Origin of the sequence: Pseudoalteromonas sp. Angola-4 (assembly GCF_028599265.1) — a bacterium.
GTDB lineage: Bacteria > Pseudomonadota > Gammaproteobacteria > Enterobacterales > Alteromonadaceae > Pseudoalteromonas > Pseudoalteromonas atlantica.
The window spans coordinates 103,412-120,812 of record NZ_JAQREK010000007.1 but is presented as its reverse complement, the minus strand read 5'-3'; the positions used below and the strand labels follow the sequence as shown (position 1 = coordinate 120,812).

The window sequence follows — 17,401 nt, the reverse complement described above, 5'->3', positions numbered from 1 at the left end:
CTATTATAATTCTTCGATTGTTTGGAAGTTGTTGGTAAATACACAGATGTTGCCAGCAATGGTCAGGCTTTTTTCTACGATATCGCGAGCGCTTAAATCGGTGTTTTCTAATAGGGCAGTGGCTGCTGATTGAGCAAAGTTACCACCGCTACCAATGGCTATTAAATCGTTTTCTGGCTGCACTACATCACCATTGCCGGTGATAATTAGTGAAGCAGTTTCATCTGCAACCGCAAGGAGTGCCTCAAGCTTGCGTAAGGCTCTGTCGCTACGCCAGTCTTTGGCCATTTCTACAGCGGCTTTAGTGAGGTTACCTTGGTGCATTTCTAGTTTGCTTTCAAAGCGTTCGAAAAGGGTAAAGGCATCAGCAGTACCGCCGGCAAAACCAGCAATTACTTTGCCATTATAAAGGCGTCGAACTTTACGGGCGTTGCCCTTCATTACGGTATTACCAAGTGAAACTTGGCCGTCGCCACCAATTACTACTTTATTGTCGCGGCGTACACTTACGATAGTGGTCATGTTATTCCTCATCATCAAGCTGCGGGGGCAGCTTGTAAAAAACGATTATGATGAGGTTATATGGGTGAATGGACTAATTTCAAGTCCAGCCCCAAATTCCGCAGCTAACAACATGCACTCGTTTGAGTTTGTTTTTGTCGCTTTCGGCTTGGCGCTTTGTTTTATAAGGACCTAAACGCACTTTATACCAAACACCATTAGTACCTGTGGTCTTTTTAATTTCAGAAATTAAGCCCGCAAAGGCAATTTTAGCTTTGAGGGTTTCGGCTTGTGCGTGTGTTCTAAACGACCCACACTGCATAACATAGGGGCCTTTTTGCTCAATTTCTCTTACTTCAACTTGGATCTCGTGCTCTTTAATTTCTTCAATGAACTTAGGAGCGCGAGGTTTAGCTATTTCTACTTTTTCAGCTGTTTTAGGGTGCGCCTGCTGCTCAACAAGCTCAGGGTCGGCGTTATTTTTAATAAACCATAAGCCGTAAGCAAAGCCGCCTACAAGCAAAACAGTAATAACAACTAAAAGTATAGGAAATGGTTTTTTAGCAGGGGCTTGCTTGGTGTTTTTTCTACCCGCTGGTTTTTTATTAATATAATCGTGCTGTGCCATTTGGCTTTAACCTAAATCATGTCTATAGGGTCAACATCAAGGCTCCAGCGCACTTTTTGTGCAAGTTTACTGGTGCTTAAATAGTCGACCATTTGCGCAAGATACTGATGCAATACTTTGCGGTCTTGCGCTTGAATATGCAATTGAAACCGGTACATACCCGCCACTCTTTCTAGTGGGGCAGGAATTGGACCGAGCAATTGTATACCAGATACACCGTTAACAGGAACCAAATCCGTCAAAAAATCGACAACGAGCTTAATACTGTGCCCTTGTGCTCTAACTATAGCCATATTGGTAATGGGTGGAAGGTCGGCATCATCACGCTCACTTAAAGCAAAACGGGCAAAATCTTGGTAGCCATTATTTACTAAGTCCTGCAATAAAGGGTGTTCAGGAAAGTGGGTTTGCAGTAATACTTGGCCTGGCTCACCAGAGCGACCCGCGCGCCCAGCAACTTGAGTTACCAGCTGGGCTAAATGCTCTGTGGCTCTAAAATCGCACGAGTACAAGCCGCTATCTACATCTAATATAAGCACTAAGCTAACATCGGCAAAATGATGACCTTTAGCCAACATTTGTGTGCCCACTAAAATACGCGCCCCGCCTTGGTTTATCTCCTCTAAGGCTTTTTCTAAGCTCCCTTTACGGCGGGTTGAATCGCGGTCGATGCGGGTTACGGGTGTATCGGGGAATTCACTCGATAAAAATTCTTCAATTTGTTCGGTGCCTTTACCGTTAGGAAAAATTTGTGTGCTACCGCAATCAGGGCATTGGTGAGGTACTGGGTGTTGCTCACCACAGTGGTGGCAAATCATTTGGCCAATGGCTTTATGAAAGGTTGCGCTAGTGCTGCAGCGATTACACTCACTCAGCCAACCGCATTCGTGACAAATTAGCGTAGGAGAAAAGCCACGACGATTTAAAAACACCATAACTTGCTTACCACGGTTTAAATGTTGGCGCATAGTGGCAAGACTTGCGTGTGCAATACCCGCTTGGTCGGGCTGGCCTTTCATATCGAGCAACATAAACTGATTATCGGTCGCAGTTTGTGCGCGCTCTGTAAGGCTTAAAAGTTGGTATTTGTTGTTTATAGCTTTGTGCAGTGTTTCGAGCGCAGGGGTGGCACTGCCTAAAATAAGCGGTATTTTGTGCTGAAATGCCCGATAAGCTGCTAAATCGCGTGCGTGGTAGCGTAAGGTATCCTGCTGTTTAAATGAAGAGTCATGCTCTTCATCAACCACTATCATTCCTAACTTTAAAAAAGGTAGAAAAATACTCGAACGGGTACCTATTACAATTGCGCAGCTGCCTTTTTCGCAAAAACGCCATGTTTGCAAGCGTTCGTTATCGGTTAGGGCAGAGTGCCATAGCATAATTGGCGTATCGGGAAAGCGACGACGAAATCGGTTAACAGTTTGTGGTGTTAAGCCTATTTCAGGCACCAAAACCAAGGCTTGCTCGCCACGTTTAAGGACTTCTTCTAGGCATTGTAAATACACTTCGGTTTTACCACTGCCTGTTACACCTTCTAATAAAAAGCTCTTAAAGCCAACACTTTGATTTATTGTAGTGCATGCTACGGCTTGCTCTTTATTTAGTACTGGCTTTGTGCCGACTGTGGGCGCAACGCTTTGCCATTGATTATCATGCTCAATGCTTTGGGTTATAAGCTCTTTATCTATTAAGGCATCTATTGTTTTTTTACTAAAGCCGAGCGCTTTTAGCTCGGTTACCGACGACTTACCCGATTGTGCGAGTTGCTTTAATAAATTTAACTGAGTTTTCGCTTTTAACGACGGAACCTTTGCGCCTTTTTCGGTAAGGCTAATCATGTTAATACTGGTTTTATCTGGGTTTTCACCTTGGCGAAGCGCACCGGGCAGTGCAATGTGTATGGTTTCGCCGAGCGGGTAGCAATAATAGCGTGCAGTAAAGCTAAGCAGTTCTAAATGCTGTGATGATAAAATAGGGGTTTGGTCAATAACCTCAGTAACCGCTTTAATTTTGTTCTCTGGCACGTCGGTATGCGTTTTAAGTGCAAGAACAACCGCTACTTTCTTTTGATTGCTAAAAGGCACTAAAACACGCATCCCAGGCATAATAGGCGCCGAGGGCGAGATGAGTTGTTCATCTATTTTATAATCAAAGGTGCGTGGTAACGGAACTTTAATAGCAACTTCAACAAAACGCATAACAACTCATGTGATAAAGGGTAATAGCTTAATGTACTAAAAATAAGGCTAAAAACCTACATACAAATGGATGCGGTAGCGCTGGTTGGTTACTTTTTTGGCAAAAAGCGTAATTAAAGCTTGTGCGGGGCAAGCTAGTTGGATAAAATCCGCGGCCTATAAATTTGTTTTAACGACGTATGGTGCCAGACTTCGGGTTTGGAGAGCGATGCGGCCTTAACTAGAGGTTCCTATGAAAGAAGGTATTCACCCTAAGTACGAAGCAATTTCTGCAACATGTTCATGCGGAAACAAATTCGAAACTCGTTCTACTCTTTGTAAAGACATTCACCTAGACGTATGTTCTGCGTGTCACCCGTTTTACACTGGTAAGCAAAAGATTTTAGACACTGGCGGCCGTGTTGATCGCTTCAACAAGCGCTTCGGTGCACTTAGCAGCAAGAAGTAATTATTGCTGTTTAGTAAAAAAAGCACCTTCGGGTGCTTTTTTTGTGCCTAAAATTCATCATTTTTACTAAAAAATTACCGATTGTTGCCGTACTACGTGTGCATAACTATTTCCTGTTCTTATTCTGAATATGCATAAACCTTTGCAGACAAACTCACAATTCTTCTCTATATTTTTTATACGTTAATTTTTAACCAAGCTGCTAAAAGTGCTTATCGTGGCGATATTTGTTTTTAACGGTGATAAACGCGCCATATTGGTGCATTTTACTATTTTAATATTCTGCTATTTTACAAAAATACTGGCAGGGCAAAATGAACCTCAAAAAGCACTTTTTGAATGAATTTTTATTTGTTTAATATTGATAACTTTTAGCGAAGTTGCTGATAAATCACTTAAAATTAACGGATATAGCATATAACAGGATAGACCTGATATTGCTTGGAATTTAAAAATAATAAGAGTATCTTAGCCCCATACTCCCTCTCACTTAACTTAAATTGCAGGATACCATCGCGTTATGTCAGATTTTCGTGAACAAGCATTACACTACCACTCTCACCCCGTTCCAGGCAAAATCAGCATTGAGCTAACAAAACCAGCCGAAACGGTGCAAGATTTAGCATTAGCATACAGCCCTGGTGTTGCAGAGCCTGTGCGCGAAATTGCAGCAGACCCAGCCAATGCATATAAATATACCGGTAAAGGTAATATGGTTGCGGTGATCAGTAATGGTACGGCAATTTTAGGTTTGGGTAATTTAGGGCCATTAGCCTCTAAACCTGTTATGGAAGGTAAAGCGCTTTTATTTAAACGTTTTGCTGGCCTAGATTCTATTGATATTGAAGTTAAGCATCGCACCACCGAAGACTTTATAAATACAGTGGCTAATATTGCCGATACGTTTGGTGGCATTAACTTAGAAGATATTAAAGCGCCAGAGTGTTTTGAAATTGAAAAAGCACTTATTGAGCGTTGCAGTATTCCGGTTTTTCATGATGACCAACACGGTACCGCTATTGTAACTGCAGCAGGTATGCTTAACGCCTTAGAAGTGCAGGGCAAATCAATAGAAGATGCCATTATTGTATGTTTAGGTGCTGGCGCTGCAGCGGTTGCTTGTATGGAGCTGTTAATTAAGTGTGGTGCACTGCGCGAACATATTTATATGCTAGACCGCAAAGGGGTTATTCATACTCGCCGCGATGACTTAAACGAATACAAACAGCTTTTTGCTAACAATACAGATAAACGTACTCTACAAGATGTAATTGCTGATGCTGATGTGTTTGTAGGTGTATCGGGTCCTAACTTACTTGCACCTGAAGATCTAAAACTAATGGCCGATAAGCCAGTGGTGTTTGCATGTTCAAACCCAGATCCTGAAATTGCACCTGAGCTTGCGCACAGTGCTCGTAAAGACTTAATTATGGCAACGGGGCGTTCTGATTTCCCTAACCAAGTTAATAATGTTTTATGTTTCCCGTTTATTTTCCGTGGTGCACTTGATGTACGTGCAAGCGCAATTAACGATGAAATGAAAATAGCCGCTGTTGAAGCTATTCGTAGTATTGCTAAAGAGCCAGTGCCTGAGCAAGTATTAAAAGCAGCGGGTGTAGAAAAGCTCGAATTTGGTGCAGATTACATTATTCCTAAACCGATGGACCCGCGTTTATTACCACGTATAGCCAAGGCGGTTGCTATTGCTGCTGTTGAATCGGGCGTAGCACAAATTGACTTACCGGAAAATTATATGGCGTAATATATAGCGCTTAAACAAAAAAACCTCAGCATGCTGAGGTTTTTTTGTTTAAAAAGACGTTTTATTCTTCGTCTAAAATAGGCACTTCTAAACCCATTTCTTGCATTATTTTTTTAACTTCTTCAGGTACTTTTTCTGCGTTATCTTTACGTAGGTCATCATCATTAGGTAATGGCTGGCCTGTAAAGGCATGCAAAAACGCTTCGCATAGTAACTCGCTATTTGTTGCATGACGCAGGTTGTTTATTTGACGACGTGTACGCTCATCAGTTAATACTTTTAATACATTTAGCGGGATCGAAACGGTGATCTTTTTAACTTGCTCTGATTTTTTCCCGTGTTCTGCGTATGGGTGAATATACTCACCATTCCATTTAGCCATAAGATGTATCGATGCCTCAGATTATTAATTTCTCACACGGCGTAAAAAGCGTGTAAATATGCGTGAAATTCTATCGTTTTAAAAAAGATAGTCAAATAATAGATAGCAATCTATCTTAATAAGCTGGCTGTAATAGTAAATACAGCTTTCTTGAAGTTTTACGCGTCTGTTATTTTTAGCCATCTAGAGCTTTAAAAGCTTTGACTTATTATAATGGATAACTTACTCTTTTAGACGTCTAAACATCCAAATTAATCAGGTGACGAATATGAGCGAAAAAAACAAAGCAACCATTGCTGTTCGAAATGGGGTTGATGCCGATAAACATCATGGCGCCGTTGTACCGCCAATTTATTTATCGACGACTTATTCGTTTGCCGATTTTGATACTAAGCGCGCATACGACTATGGACGCAGTGGTAATCCTAATCGCGATATTTTAGCTGACACTCTAGCAGAACTTGAAGGTGGCGCACGCGGAATTATTACTGCTACGGGCATGGCAGCAGTGCACTTAGCCACACAGTTATTAAATAACGATGATACATTGGTTATTCCTCACGATTGTTATGGCGGCAGCTACCGTTTATTTACGTCGTTAGAAAAGCGCGGCTTGCTTAAACTTAAAGTGCTTGATTTAACTAAACCAGAAAGCCTAGAACAAATTTTAACCATTAAACCTAAATTAATTTGGATAGAAACACCAAGTAACCCTGTGCTGCGCCTAACGGATATTAAAGCCGTGACGGATATAGCAAAACAGTGCGGTGCATTAGTGGCCGCCGATAACACCTTTTTATCACCGGCATTACAAAACCCAATTAAGTTTGGCGTAGATATTGTTGTGCACTCAACCACTAAATATATAAACGGCCATTCTGATGTTGTAGGCGGTGCAGTTGTTGCTGCAACACAAGAGCTTGGTGATGAGCTTGCTTGGTGGGCCAATAACATTGGTATTACCGGCGCACCATTTGATAGCTATTTAACGTTACGTGGTTTACGTACTTTAAATGTGCGTTTAAAACAGCACCAAGAAAATGCCCTGGCAATTGCTAAATACCTAGAAAGCTCTGAGTATGTTAGCCAAGTTTACTACCCAGGCCTTGAATCGCATCCTCAACATGCGCTTGCTAAAGCCCAACAGCTTGGGTTTGGTGGTATGGTTAGTTTTGATATTAAAGGCGATGTGAATGATGCTGCGGCGTTTTTAACAAGCCTTAAAGAATTTAGCTTAGCAGAATCGTTAGGTGGGGTTGAGAGTTTAATTTGTCATCCTGCGACCATGACTCACGCAGGTATGGAAGCTCAAGCACGTTTAGAGGCGGGTGTGGGCGATACGCTAATTCGTATTTCGGTCGGTATTGAAGATGTAGAAGACCTACTGGCTGATTTTGAACGTGTATTTAACTTAGTTAAACCTGGTCAAAATAAAAATGTAGGGCGTGTTGGTAAAGCTGCAGGCAATGCCAATGGTGATGTAAAGCAGCAGGCTGCTCATCCAGCTTTGTGGTGATTGAGTATGGTAAACAGTGTACATAAATTTGGCGGCTCGAGCTTAAGCTCGGGCGAGCGCTATCAAAGTGTGGCAAAAATAATTATTGGCCACACACAGCCTGGCGATTGCGTGGTTGTATCTGCTGCGGGTAAAACCACCGATACATTGGTTTCGCTGTGGCAAAGTTATCAACAACAAGATAAGCAAGCTGTGGCTGATATTTTGCTGCAATTGAGTAATCACCAAACAGCATTAATTGAAGAGTTATTAAAAGCTGATACTAAACACACGGCTTTAGCTGTGTTAGCGCAAGAGCTAAGTGATGTAGCGGAGCAAGCCAGCAAGCAGCAGTTGCAAGAGGCGGCCTTACTGGCGCATGGTGAGCTGTGGTCTGCGCGATTATTAGCAGCCTATTTAACGCAATTAAACATTCAAGCGTGTGCTCATGATGCTAGAGCGCTGTTTAGTGTAACAAGCGGGGAGCTTTTGCATGCGCAAAACAAGCAGCAATGTAGCCAAGTTATTGATGCAAATAAAATTAACGTAGTAACAGGGTTTATCGCAGCAAGTGCTGATGGTAAAACAGTTACGCTTGGGCGCAATGGCAGTGATTACAGCGCCACCTTATTGGCCAATTATTGCGACGCACAAAATGTATGTATTTGGACTGATACGCCAGGGGTATTTAGTGCTGACCCACGTAAAGTTGAAAAGGCGATTAAGTACAACAAGGTGTGCCGTGAACAAGCTAACTTATTAGCTCGATTGGGTAACCCTGTGTTACATGCTAAAACGCTTTCGCCTTTAAAAAACAGTAATATTAAACTGGCTGTACGTAGTAGTTTTGATGTGCAAACTGCCCCTACGGATATTGTAAAACAAGGTAAAGCTAAGCAAAAACGGTTTATTACTACATTACAAAATGTTGATTTACTGCTCGTTGAAGGCCTTAACGCGGGTGAAGTGGCGCATGTTAGCCAACTTATTCAACACAGCCTTCATCACTTTATACATAACGGCGATACATACTTAGTTGTGCCCGCGGGTGCAACGCATCAAGTAGTGAGTTATTTTGCTGGGCGAGCAAATATCAGCGAGTCTAATTTAAATGGCTGCGCGGTGGTTGCACCTACGCAAGATGTTTACACACTAAGTACATTAGCGGCTGAGGTTTTAAATCAGCAAAGTATTCACCCTCGTTTTATTCATCAAGATACAGGCTATACATTGCTGTTAACGGATCAGTTAATAGAAAGCGATGTACTTAGTTTATTGCACGAAAAATTAATTAATAAAGGCCAAGAAGTTGCCTTGGTTGTGGCTGGCTTAGGTAATGTAGGCGATGAATTTTTAAGCCAGCTAGATGCTCAATTTAAACGATTGTCGGGCGATTATAGTATTAAGCTAGTTGGCTTAATTCGCTCGCAACATATGCTATTTAATGCCTCGGGTATTACACTCGGACAGTGGAAAAAACAATGGCAGCATAATGCCGTTGCTTATGAGCAGGCGGATTTATTAAGTGCATTAAACGAACTTGATTACGAGCACAAAGTTGTTGTTGATATAACGGCAAGCGAGCAATTTAGCCAATTATACACTGACTTTGTTGAGCGAGACTGCCATTTAATAAGTGCTAACAAGTACGCAGGCACTGCTGCATCTAATTGGTATAACGCGCTGCGCCAAAGTATTAGCGAGCGTAACTTGCATTGGCGCTACAACACCAGTGTTGGGGCAGGGTTGCCGATTAACTTTGCGTTGGCCGATTTACAAAATAGTGGCGATAAAATTACGCGTATTGAAGGTGTTTTCTCGGGCACACTCTCGTGGCTATGCAGTAAGTACGATGGCAGTGTGGCATTTTCTGATCTTGTTCTAGAAGCGCAAAAAATGGGCTTTACAGAGCCTGATCCTCGCGAGGATTTATCGGGCCGCGATATGCAACGTAAATTGCTGATACTTGCACGCGAGCTTGGCATTGAATTAGATTTAAATGATATAAGCTTACAAGCATTAATGCCTGATGAGTTAGCCCAAGGTTCATGGGATGACTTTTTAGTGAATAAAGATAAGCTAAATGCGTTTATTAAACACCATGCCGATGCGGCAAATGCGCAAGATGCTGTACTTAGGTATACCGGTTTATTGGCATTAGAGCAGGGTAAAGTATCGGCGAAGGTAGGTATAACTTACGCGCCTAAAGGGGACGCCTTAGCTAACTTAACACCAGGCGATAATATCTTTGTTATTAATAGCCAGTGGTACAACGAAAACGCCTTAGTAATACAAGGCCCTGGGGCAGGCAAAGAAGTGACCGCCGCGGGCGTGCACTCTGATTTATATTGGTTAGTTAAAAACCTAAAATAGCGCAGGCAAATATTAATAGTAAAACGGCAGCTTGTGTAAGCTGCCGTTTTTGTTTTTAGAATAACTCTTCTTCTGTTTTTGTATCTTCTTCAAAAATATCAGTTGGCTGAGACAGCACATATTTTGTAGGCGCAGTGCCTTTTTCAAAATACTCAAAGCGACTGGTGTAGTCGTTTTTATGACTTAACAAACCTGTTTTTAAATCGATACGAATTGAAACTAGTCCTTCAGGAGGCTCTATTGGCGCCTCTGGTGTGCCCTCAAGCGCCACTTTCATAAAATCAACCCAAGCAGGCTGTGCCGTTTTGGCGCCCGATTCAGCACCAGAGATTTGACTGCTATCTAGGTTGTTATTATAGGTTGAGCGTCCTAACGAGTTACCTGGGTTGTCAAAACCAACCCATACAGACGTTACTACATTGCGGTTAAAGCCGCTAAACCAAGTATCAACAGAGTCATTGGTTGTGCCTGTTTTACCCGATAGATCGCGTCTATCTAATGCTTGCGCACGCCAACCTGTCCCGCTCCAGCCTGTTTTATGGGTCCAGCTACCGCCACCCCATACTGCGCTGTGCATTGCTTCAGCAATTAAAAAAGCATTTTGCTTTGAAATAACACGTGGTGCACAACGTGGTTGCGTGGCTGTATCATCTGTTATGTCGGTATCTAGGTTATTGTTGGCAAAGCTATCCACTGCTTTAGAGACGGGTAATAGCTCGTCTTCATCGCAAGCAAGAGCCGGGTTTGCTTTAAATAGTACATTGCCATAGGCATCTTGAATTTCAGATATAAAGTAAGGTTCAATTAAGTGACCGCCATTAGCAAATGCGCTCATGCCGCGAGCAAGCTCTAATGGCGTGATTGATGCACTGCCTAATGCTAACGATTCACTGCGGTTAATATCAGCATCTTTAAAACCAAACTTAAGCAAGTGATCGGCGGTGCGTTGTAACCCTACACCGCGAAGTAAGCGCACAGAAATAACGTTTTTAGATTGTGCAAGTGCACGGCGAATACGTATAGGGCCATTATAAACGGCTGGGCTGTTTTTTGGTCGCCACGCTACACCTAAACTTTTATCCCACTGGTTTATTGGCGCGTCGTTTAAAATAGAGGCCAATGTATAGCCATTTTCGAGCGCAGCAGAATATATAAAGGGTTTAATATTAGAGCCAACTTGGCGTTTAGCTTGTACCGCTCGGTTGTATTGGCTTTGCTCAAAACTGTAACCACCTACTATAGCTTTAATACGACCATCTTGTGGGTCGAGTGAAACAAGTGCACTGGCAGCTTCTGGTATTTGGCTTAGTAGGTAACTGTTGTCGTTATTTTTACGCAGCCATATTTGCATGCCAGGGGTAAGAATGTCAGTAGCGGCTTTAGGGGCAAAACTTTGGCGGTAGCGAGTAATGTATTTGCGCGCCCATTTTAAATTATCCCAATCAAGTGTGGTGCGCTGGCCATTTTTTAAAATAACGTCAGCGGTTTTCTCTGCCACATTTAACACCACGCCAGCATGCAAATCAGCTATTTCTTTAACAGGTTTTAGCTTTTCTATAATTTGCTGCTCACTTAAGGCAGGCTGTGTTTCTGGATCCCACAACACGTCTACAGGCCCACGAAAGCCATGACGCATATCGTAGTTATGTAAATTATTAACTAAAGCTGTTTGCGCAGCCTTTTGAACTTTAGACTCCACAGAGGTAAATATTTTAAAGCCAGAGTTATATGCTTTTTCTACACCGTAGCGCTCAACCATCTCAGCACGAACCATCTCAGAGATATAAGGGGCGTAAAGGTCTATCTCAGCACCGTGAAAATAAGCTGTGATAGGCTGGTTAGCCGCATCGTTGTATTGCTGTTGCGTAATATAGTTTTCAGTAAGTAAGCGACCAAGCACTACATTACGACGTGCTTTAGCTCTAATTGGGTTACGAATCGGGTTAAGCGCCGAAGGGGCTTTAGGTAAACCGGCAATCATTGCCATTTGTGCAAGAGTGAGGTCTTTTAGCTCTTTACCATAGTAAACTTGAGCAGCAGCCCCAATACCAAATGCACGATTACCTAGTTCTATTTTATTAAGATACAGCTCAAGAATTTCGTCTTTTGTTAATACACTTTCAATATGTAGAGCTATAAAAATCTCTTTAACTTTACGAATATACGCTTTTTCTCGTGTTAAAAAGAAGTTACGAGCAAGCTGCATAGTAATGGTACTCGCGCCCTGTTTTTTCTCACCTGTTGAAATTAACACAATAGCAGAGCGGACAATACCAATAGGGTCTATACCAATATGGTCATAAAAACGGTTGTCTTCTGTTGCTAAAAAAGCATCAATTAAAGGCTGGGGGATTTCGTCTATAGTGACGGGGATGCGGCGTTTTTCACCAAATTGATTAATTAAGAGTCCATCTTTTGTAAAGACTTGCATAGGGGTTTGTAATTGCACGTCTTTTAAAACTTGCACACTGGGGATATCAGGTTTAACGTAATAATAAAGGCTGATTAAAGTGAACAGACCAAATAACGTGCAAATGATAAAAAATTGTAATGTTCGTTTTAATAAAATCACTTATATTTCCCTAAATGGACTCCCAATTGCGAGTTTAGACTGCTAGTATATATTGATTAAAAAATGAATAATATTTTTTACTAAAAAAATTATAACTTGTTTATTATTAAAACAAAGGTCAAGTTGCAAACATGCTAAGTCAACTATTTCAAAAGCCATCCACTGCGATGGTCGGAATTGATATCGGATCGCACTCTATCAAAGCAGTGCTTTTAAGTGAAATTGAAACGGGATTTCGACTAGAAGCACTTGCAATTGAACCTATGCCAAAAGGCGCAATGAGCGAGCGCTCTATTCAGGATATTGAAGCAATTGGTAACATAATTACAAAATTAAAAAGAAAACTACCAAAATCTTTAAAATCAGCGGCAGTGGCTGTATCAGGGCAAACCGTTATCACTAAAGTTATTTTTATGGATGTTTCATTAAGTGACGCTGAATTAGAGTCGCAAATTGAAATAGAAGCTGACAGCTTAATTCCTTACCCCCTTGATGAAGTGAGTTTAGATTTTGAAAAGCTCTCTACCAACGAAGCCGACCCGAGTAAAATGAATGTGTTGTTATCTGCTGCGCGTACAGAAAGTGTTGAAGCCCGTGTGGGCGCACTTGAGGCGGCAAACTTAACCGCTAAAGTGGTTGATGTTGAAAGCTATGCGTTAAGTAGAGCAATGGATGTGTATTATCAGCAATTACCAAGTGACGCCTTTAATAAGTGTGTTGCTGTGGTAGATATTGGCGCTGTTTTAATGTTGGTGAGTGTTGTTCAAGCGGGAGAAACAATTTATACCCGTGACCAAGTGTTTGGCGGCGACCAATACACTAACAGCATTGTGTCTTACTATAATAAAGGCTTTGATGAGGCTGAAATAGGCAAAACAACGGGTGACTTACCCCCTAATTATACTTTTGAAGTGCTGGCACCGTTTCAAACATCATTATTGCAACAAGTGCGCCGTGCAGTACAAATGTTTTTAACAACTACAGGTAAAGATCAAGTAGATTATATTGTGCTAACCGGCGGTACATCGATGATTGACGGTTTAGATAGGTTGTTAATTGAAGAGCTAGGTATTCATGCTGTGGTTGCTGAACCATTTGCAAATATGGAAGTTTCGCCAAAAGTAGACAGAAATGTAATGCAGCGAAATAGAACGCAGTTTGCAATTGCTACTGGTTTGGCATTAAGGAGCTTTTCATCATGCCACATATAAATCTATTGCCGTGGCGAGAGCTACAGCGTGAAGAATCAAAAAAGAAATTTATAACAATTTTAGTTGCGGTTGTTATTGGCTGTTTTGCAAGTATGTACTTACTTAGCTCTTTTTACGCGGGTTTAAAAGATGGCCAAAATTTAAAAAATAATTATTTAAGCTCAGAAATAAGCATGCTTGATAAAAAAATCAGTGAAATTAGAAATCTTGATAAGCGAAAAGAAAATTTACAACAACGTATGCGATTAATTGAAGAGCTACAAAGCAGCCGTAATTTAGGTACTCAAATTATGGATGAAGTAGCTAAAATTGTACCTCAAGGCGTGTATTTAACTAAGCTTGAGCGCCGCGGTAGTCAAATACATGTGCTAGGGCGCAGTGAATCAAACAATCGTTTATCTACTATGCTGCGTCAGGTGCAAGGCTCATATTTATTAGAAAGACCTACCATGCAAGGCATTGTGGCAGGCGATCAAACATCACGGTTACTCAGTGATTTTAATATGGAGTTTTACGTAAAACCATTTGATGAAATTGGTGAGGTAAGTGATGAACCTTGATTTAAAAGCCTTAAATGAAATAGATTGGAATGAAATTGAGCTCGACAACATTGGCGAGTGGCCCGTTGCAGTAAAAGCAATTTGTTGCTTATTTATAGCCGGTTTAGTGTTGTTTTTTAGTTACAGCCTATTGGTATCTGATGAAATAGACAGCTATCACAGCGCGGTAGCTAAAGAAGTAGAGCTGCGCAGTACCTACAGAACAAAGTATGCCGTAGCCAGTAAGCTTGATATATACCGCCAGCAAATGGTTGAAATGGAAGATAAGTTTTCACAACTACTAAAGCGATTACCTACCTCAAATGAAACCCCAGGCCTGTTAGACGATTTATCTTATGTAGGTACTACTAGCGGTTTAACATTTTTGAAAATTGGCTGGTTACCTGAAGTCGAAAAAGAGTTTTATACTGAGCTGCCAATTAAAATTGAAGTAATAGGCACTTACCATGAATTTGGTGAATTTGTAGGAAAAGTAGCCCAATTACCACGAATTGTAAGTTTACATGACTTTTCGATTGTATCATCTGGCGAAAAGCAACTAACATTCAGTGTGGTAGCAAAAACATATCGTTATGAAGAAGGGGTTAAAAAGTGAGATTAGTCCCTTTATTATCATTGTCAGTTTTATTGTTGGCAGGTTGTAACGACGATACGTCGGAGCAAAAAGAATTTATTGACCAAGTTAAGGCCAGCACCACGCCTAAAGTTGAGGAAATACCTGAATTAACGCAGTTTGAACATTTTGAATATAATGCATCGCAGTTACGTAGTCCTTTTGTGGCTCCACAGCCTGAAATTATTCAAAATAAGCTAACGCAAATTAAAAATTGTTTACACCCTGACCCTGATAGAGTGAGAGAGCCACTAGAAAAGTACCCGCTCGATAACCTATCAATGAAAGGTACATTAGGCTCTAACGGGCAAATGTGGGCACTGATCACCGCAGCGGATGAAACGCTGCATAGGGTAACGGTAAATAATTACTTAGGGACGTATGACGGTAAAGTTAAGTCTGTAAGTAGTGATTATGTAGAACTAGTTGAATTAATCCCTGATGGGTCGGGTTGTTGGAAAGAGCGGCTGACTAAATTGGAAATGTTAGAGGCGGCAAATAATGGCGCAAATTAATAATAAAAAAGGTAAAACACACATGCATAAGGATGTACTTTGGCATCATCGTTTTCAAACGGTGTTATTTGTCATATTGGCTCTTTTTGTTGCAAAAACAGCCAGTGCAGCGCCGCTACTTTATGATGTACGTTATAACCCCTTGCTAAAAGGCGAGACAGAGTTACAACTTGTATTTGACGAAGAGCTAACACAACAACCTAAAATTCAAGTACACAACACACCAGCGCGCATAGAAATGCTATTTGATGGTGCAGAACTAGAACAGGGCCTTGAAAATGTGCCGGTCGATCACGCAGGTATAAACAGTGTAAGCAGCGTACTGACAGAGCAAGGCTTAAAAGTTACGGTAAATTTAGAGCGTTTAAAAATATACGAAACACAAGTTAATAATAACTTAGTGTCGTTGCGCGTATCTGATAACCCGCTTACTGAACAAGCTTCTGATGAAAGCAGCAATGGTTATGATGCCTCAAGCGCTTATATTAATCGGATTCAATCTATTGATTTTCGCCGTGGTGAAAAAGGCGAAGCAAAAGTTTTAGTATTTTTACAAGACACGCAAGCTGCAATAGAAGTACATGAAAGTGGTGGAAAAATAATTGCAGAGTTTCATCACACAGATATTTTAGACGACTTACTGTATGAATTAGATGTGCTAGATTTTGGTACTGTAGTAAGTACCATTGAGACCTTTAAAGAAGATAGCTTAAGCCGTGTAGTTATTGAGCCTAATGCTGCTTTTACCTTTACCTACCAGCAAATAGATAACATTTTAACGTTAACCATTGAAAAAGATGAAACGCAAAATGCCTATTTAGATGGCGGCAAGGAATATCAAGGTCGTCCAATGACCTTAAACTTCCAAGATATTTCGGTTAGAGCTGTACTGCAAATCATAGCGGGTTATAACGAGTTTAACTTAGTAACGAGTGACTCCGTAACCGGCAATATTACGCTTCGTTTAGATGGCGTTCCATGGGATCAGGCTTTAGACGTTGTACTACGTATTAAAGGCCTTGATAAGCGTATGGATGGCTCTATATTGATGGTTGCGCCAGCTGAAGAACTCGCTGCACGTGAAGCTAAAGATTTATTAGCAAAACAAAAGGTCGAGGATTTAGAGCCGCTTTACAGTGAGTATATTCGTTTAAACTACGCTAAGGCTGAAGATTTTGCGGATTTACTGAAAACCGATACTAACAGCATCATTTCTGCCCGAGGCAGTGTATCGGTTGACCAGCGTACCAATACATTACTTATTAAAGATACAGCTAAGAGCATTGAGAGTATTCGCCGTATGATTGAAACACTGGATATTCCAGTGCAACAGGTTGTTATTGAATCACGTATGGTAACAGTGCGCGATAACGTCACAGAAGATTTAGGCGTGCGTTGGGGATTTAGTGATCAACAAGATAGCGATGGTATCTCTGGCTCGCTTGAAGGAGCTGAGTCTATCTCAAATGGCACTATTCCTGATTTATCAGACCGTCTTAATGTAAACCTACCTATTACTAACCCTGCGGCAAGTATTGGTTTACACATAGCTAAGTTGGCTAATGGCACTTTAATTGATTTAGAGCTAAGTGCTTTAGAAGAAGAAAATAAAGGTGAGATTATTGCGAGCCCGCGCATTACTGCAGCTAATCAGCAAAAAGCACGTATTGAGCAAGGTACTGAAATCCCCTATACCGAATCAGCCTCAAGTGGTGCTACTACTGTAAGCTTTAAAAAAGCGGTATTGAGCCTTGAGGTTACACCGCATATAACGCCTGATAACAAAGTTATTTTAGACTTAGTTATTACACAAGATACTCGTGGCGAAACGGTTCAAACCGGAACAGGTGAAGCGGTTTCGATAGACACTCAACAAATTGAAACACAAGTGCTGGTTGATAACGGCCAAACCGTTGTGCTGGGTGGTATTTTTCAGCAGCAAATAATTAATACCACAAATAAAGTACCTGTACTTGGTGATATTCCATATGTTGGACGCTTATTTAAGAGCACCAGCGAGTTTAATGAGAAACGTGAATTACTTATTTTCGTGACACCGAAAATACAAATAGACTAAAATTTAGTGGTTTTATGTTCGTCAACGAGTGTTTATTGATAATAATTGCTCGTTATATGGCTTTTT

Annotated in this window: 14 protein-coding genes; 9 read left to right on the top strand and 5 right to left on the bottom strand. The window is 41.2% G+C overall.

The annotated features are described in order from the left end of the window. Positions 1-3: 3 nt before the first annotated feature. The 3 genes from hslV to priA form a co-directional block, all read right to left on the bottom strand. Positions 4-522 (bottom strand): ATP-dependent protease subunit HslV, encoded by a 519-nt coding sequence (gene hslV / locus PSH48_RS10585; RefSeq protein WP_004589336.1) that lies wholly within the window; start codon positions 520-522, stop codon positions 4-6. Between the two features lie 79 nt (positions 523-601). Next, positions 602-1,129, bottom strand: coding sequence for an SPOR domain-containing protein (locus tag PSH48_RS10580; protein WP_004589337.1), 528 nt, complete (start codon positions 1,127-1,129; stop codon positions 602-604). Positions 1,130-1,140: 11 nt separating this feature from the next. Then, complete coding sequence (gene priA / locus PSH48_RS10575; protein WP_273611533.1) at positions 1,141-3,327, bottom strand: primosomal protein N'; 2,187 nt, start codon at positions 3,325-3,327, stop codon at positions 1,141-1,143. A gap of 232 nt (positions 3,328-3,559) precedes the next feature. On the opposite strand from priA, the gene rpmE reads away from it, so the two are divergent. Beyond that, entirely contained in the window at positions 3,560-3,775 is a 216-nt protein-coding gene (gene rpmE / locus PSH48_RS10570; protein ID WP_004589339.1) for a 50S ribosomal protein L31, read from the top strand. Positions 3,776-4,295: 520 nt separating this feature from the next. Next, a complete protein-coding gene (locus PSH48_RS10565; RefSeq protein WP_029771819.1) occupies positions 4,296-5,537 on the top strand; it encodes a malic enzyme-like NAD(P)-binding protein in 1,242 nt (413 codons plus the stop codon). 61 nt (positions 5,538-5,598) lie between these two features. Here PSH48_RS10565 and metJ read toward each other — a convergent pair whose 3' ends face one another. Continuing rightward, positions 5,599-5,919, bottom strand: a complete 321-nt coding sequence (metJ, locus tag PSH48_RS10560) for a met regulon transcriptional regulator MetJ (RefSeq protein WP_004589341.1) — start codon at positions 5,917-5,919, stop codon at positions 5,599-5,601. Between the two features lie 268 nt (positions 5,920-6,187). Here metJ and metB point away from each other — a divergent pair, with 268 nt between their 5' ends. Continuing rightward, positions 6,188-7,435 (top strand): cystathionine gamma-synthase, encoded by a 1,248-nt coding sequence (gene metB / locus PSH48_RS10555; RefSeq protein WP_024032534.1) that lies wholly within the window; start codon positions 6,188-6,190, stop codon positions 7,433-7,435. Between the two features lie 6 nt (positions 7,436-7,441). Beyond that, positions 7,442-9,787, top strand: coding sequence for a bifunctional aspartate kinase/homoserine dehydrogenase II (metL, locus tag PSH48_RS10550; protein ID WP_273611532.1), 2,346 nt, complete (start codon positions 7,442-7,444; stop codon positions 9,785-9,787). Positions 9,788-9,842: 55 nt separating this feature from the next. Here the strand turns inward: metL and PSH48_RS10545 are convergent, their stop codons facing one another. Beyond that, positions 9,843-12,359 (bottom strand): penicillin-binding protein 1A, encoded by a 2,517-nt coding sequence (locus PSH48_RS10545; protein WP_273611531.1) that lies wholly within the window; start codon positions 12,357-12,359, stop codon positions 9,843-9,845. Between the two features lie 131 nt (positions 12,360-12,490). Between PSH48_RS10545 and PSH48_RS10540 the strand changes: the two genes are divergently transcribed. The 5 genes from PSH48_RS10540 to PSH48_RS10520 are packed head-to-tail and all read left to right on the top strand — an operon-like array spanning position 12,491 to position 17,335. Next, the gene (locus PSH48_RS10540; RefSeq protein WP_004589345.1) at positions 12,491-13,570 is read left to right on the top strand and encodes a pilus assembly protein PilM; all 1,080 of its coding nucleotides are present in this window, start codon (positions 12,491-12,493) and stop codon (positions 13,568-13,570) included. Continuing rightward, positions 13,558-14,130: a PilN domain-containing protein gene (locus PSH48_RS10535; RefSeq protein WP_024032531.1), complete on the top strand. Its 573-nt coding sequence runs from the start codon at positions 13,558-13,560 to the stop codon at positions 14,128-14,130. Before PSH48_RS10540 ends, PSH48_RS10535 begins: the two co-directional genes overlap by 13 nt. Continuing rightward, positions 14,120-14,725 carry a type 4a pilus biogenesis protein PilO gene (locus PSH48_RS10530; RefSeq protein WP_004589347.1) on the top strand — a complete coding sequence of 202 codons (606 nt, stop codon included), beginning with the start codon at positions 14,120-14,122 and terminating at the stop codon, positions 14,723-14,725. The genes PSH48_RS10535 and PSH48_RS10530 overlap by 11 nt, the downstream gene beginning before the upstream one ends. Further along, positions 14,722-15,258 (top strand): pilus assembly protein PilP, encoded by a 537-nt coding sequence (locus tag PSH48_RS10525; protein WP_024032530.1) that lies wholly within the window; start codon positions 14,722-14,724, stop codon positions 15,256-15,258. Before PSH48_RS10530 ends, PSH48_RS10525 begins: the two co-directional genes overlap by 4 nt. Continuing rightward, a complete protein-coding gene (locus PSH48_RS10520; protein ID WP_273589809.1) occupies positions 15,245-17,335 on the top strand; it encodes a type IV pilus secretin PilQ in 2,091 nt (696 codons plus the stop codon). The genes PSH48_RS10525 and PSH48_RS10520 overlap by 14 nt, the downstream gene beginning before the upstream one ends. Positions 17,336-17,401 lie beyond the last annotated feature (66 nt).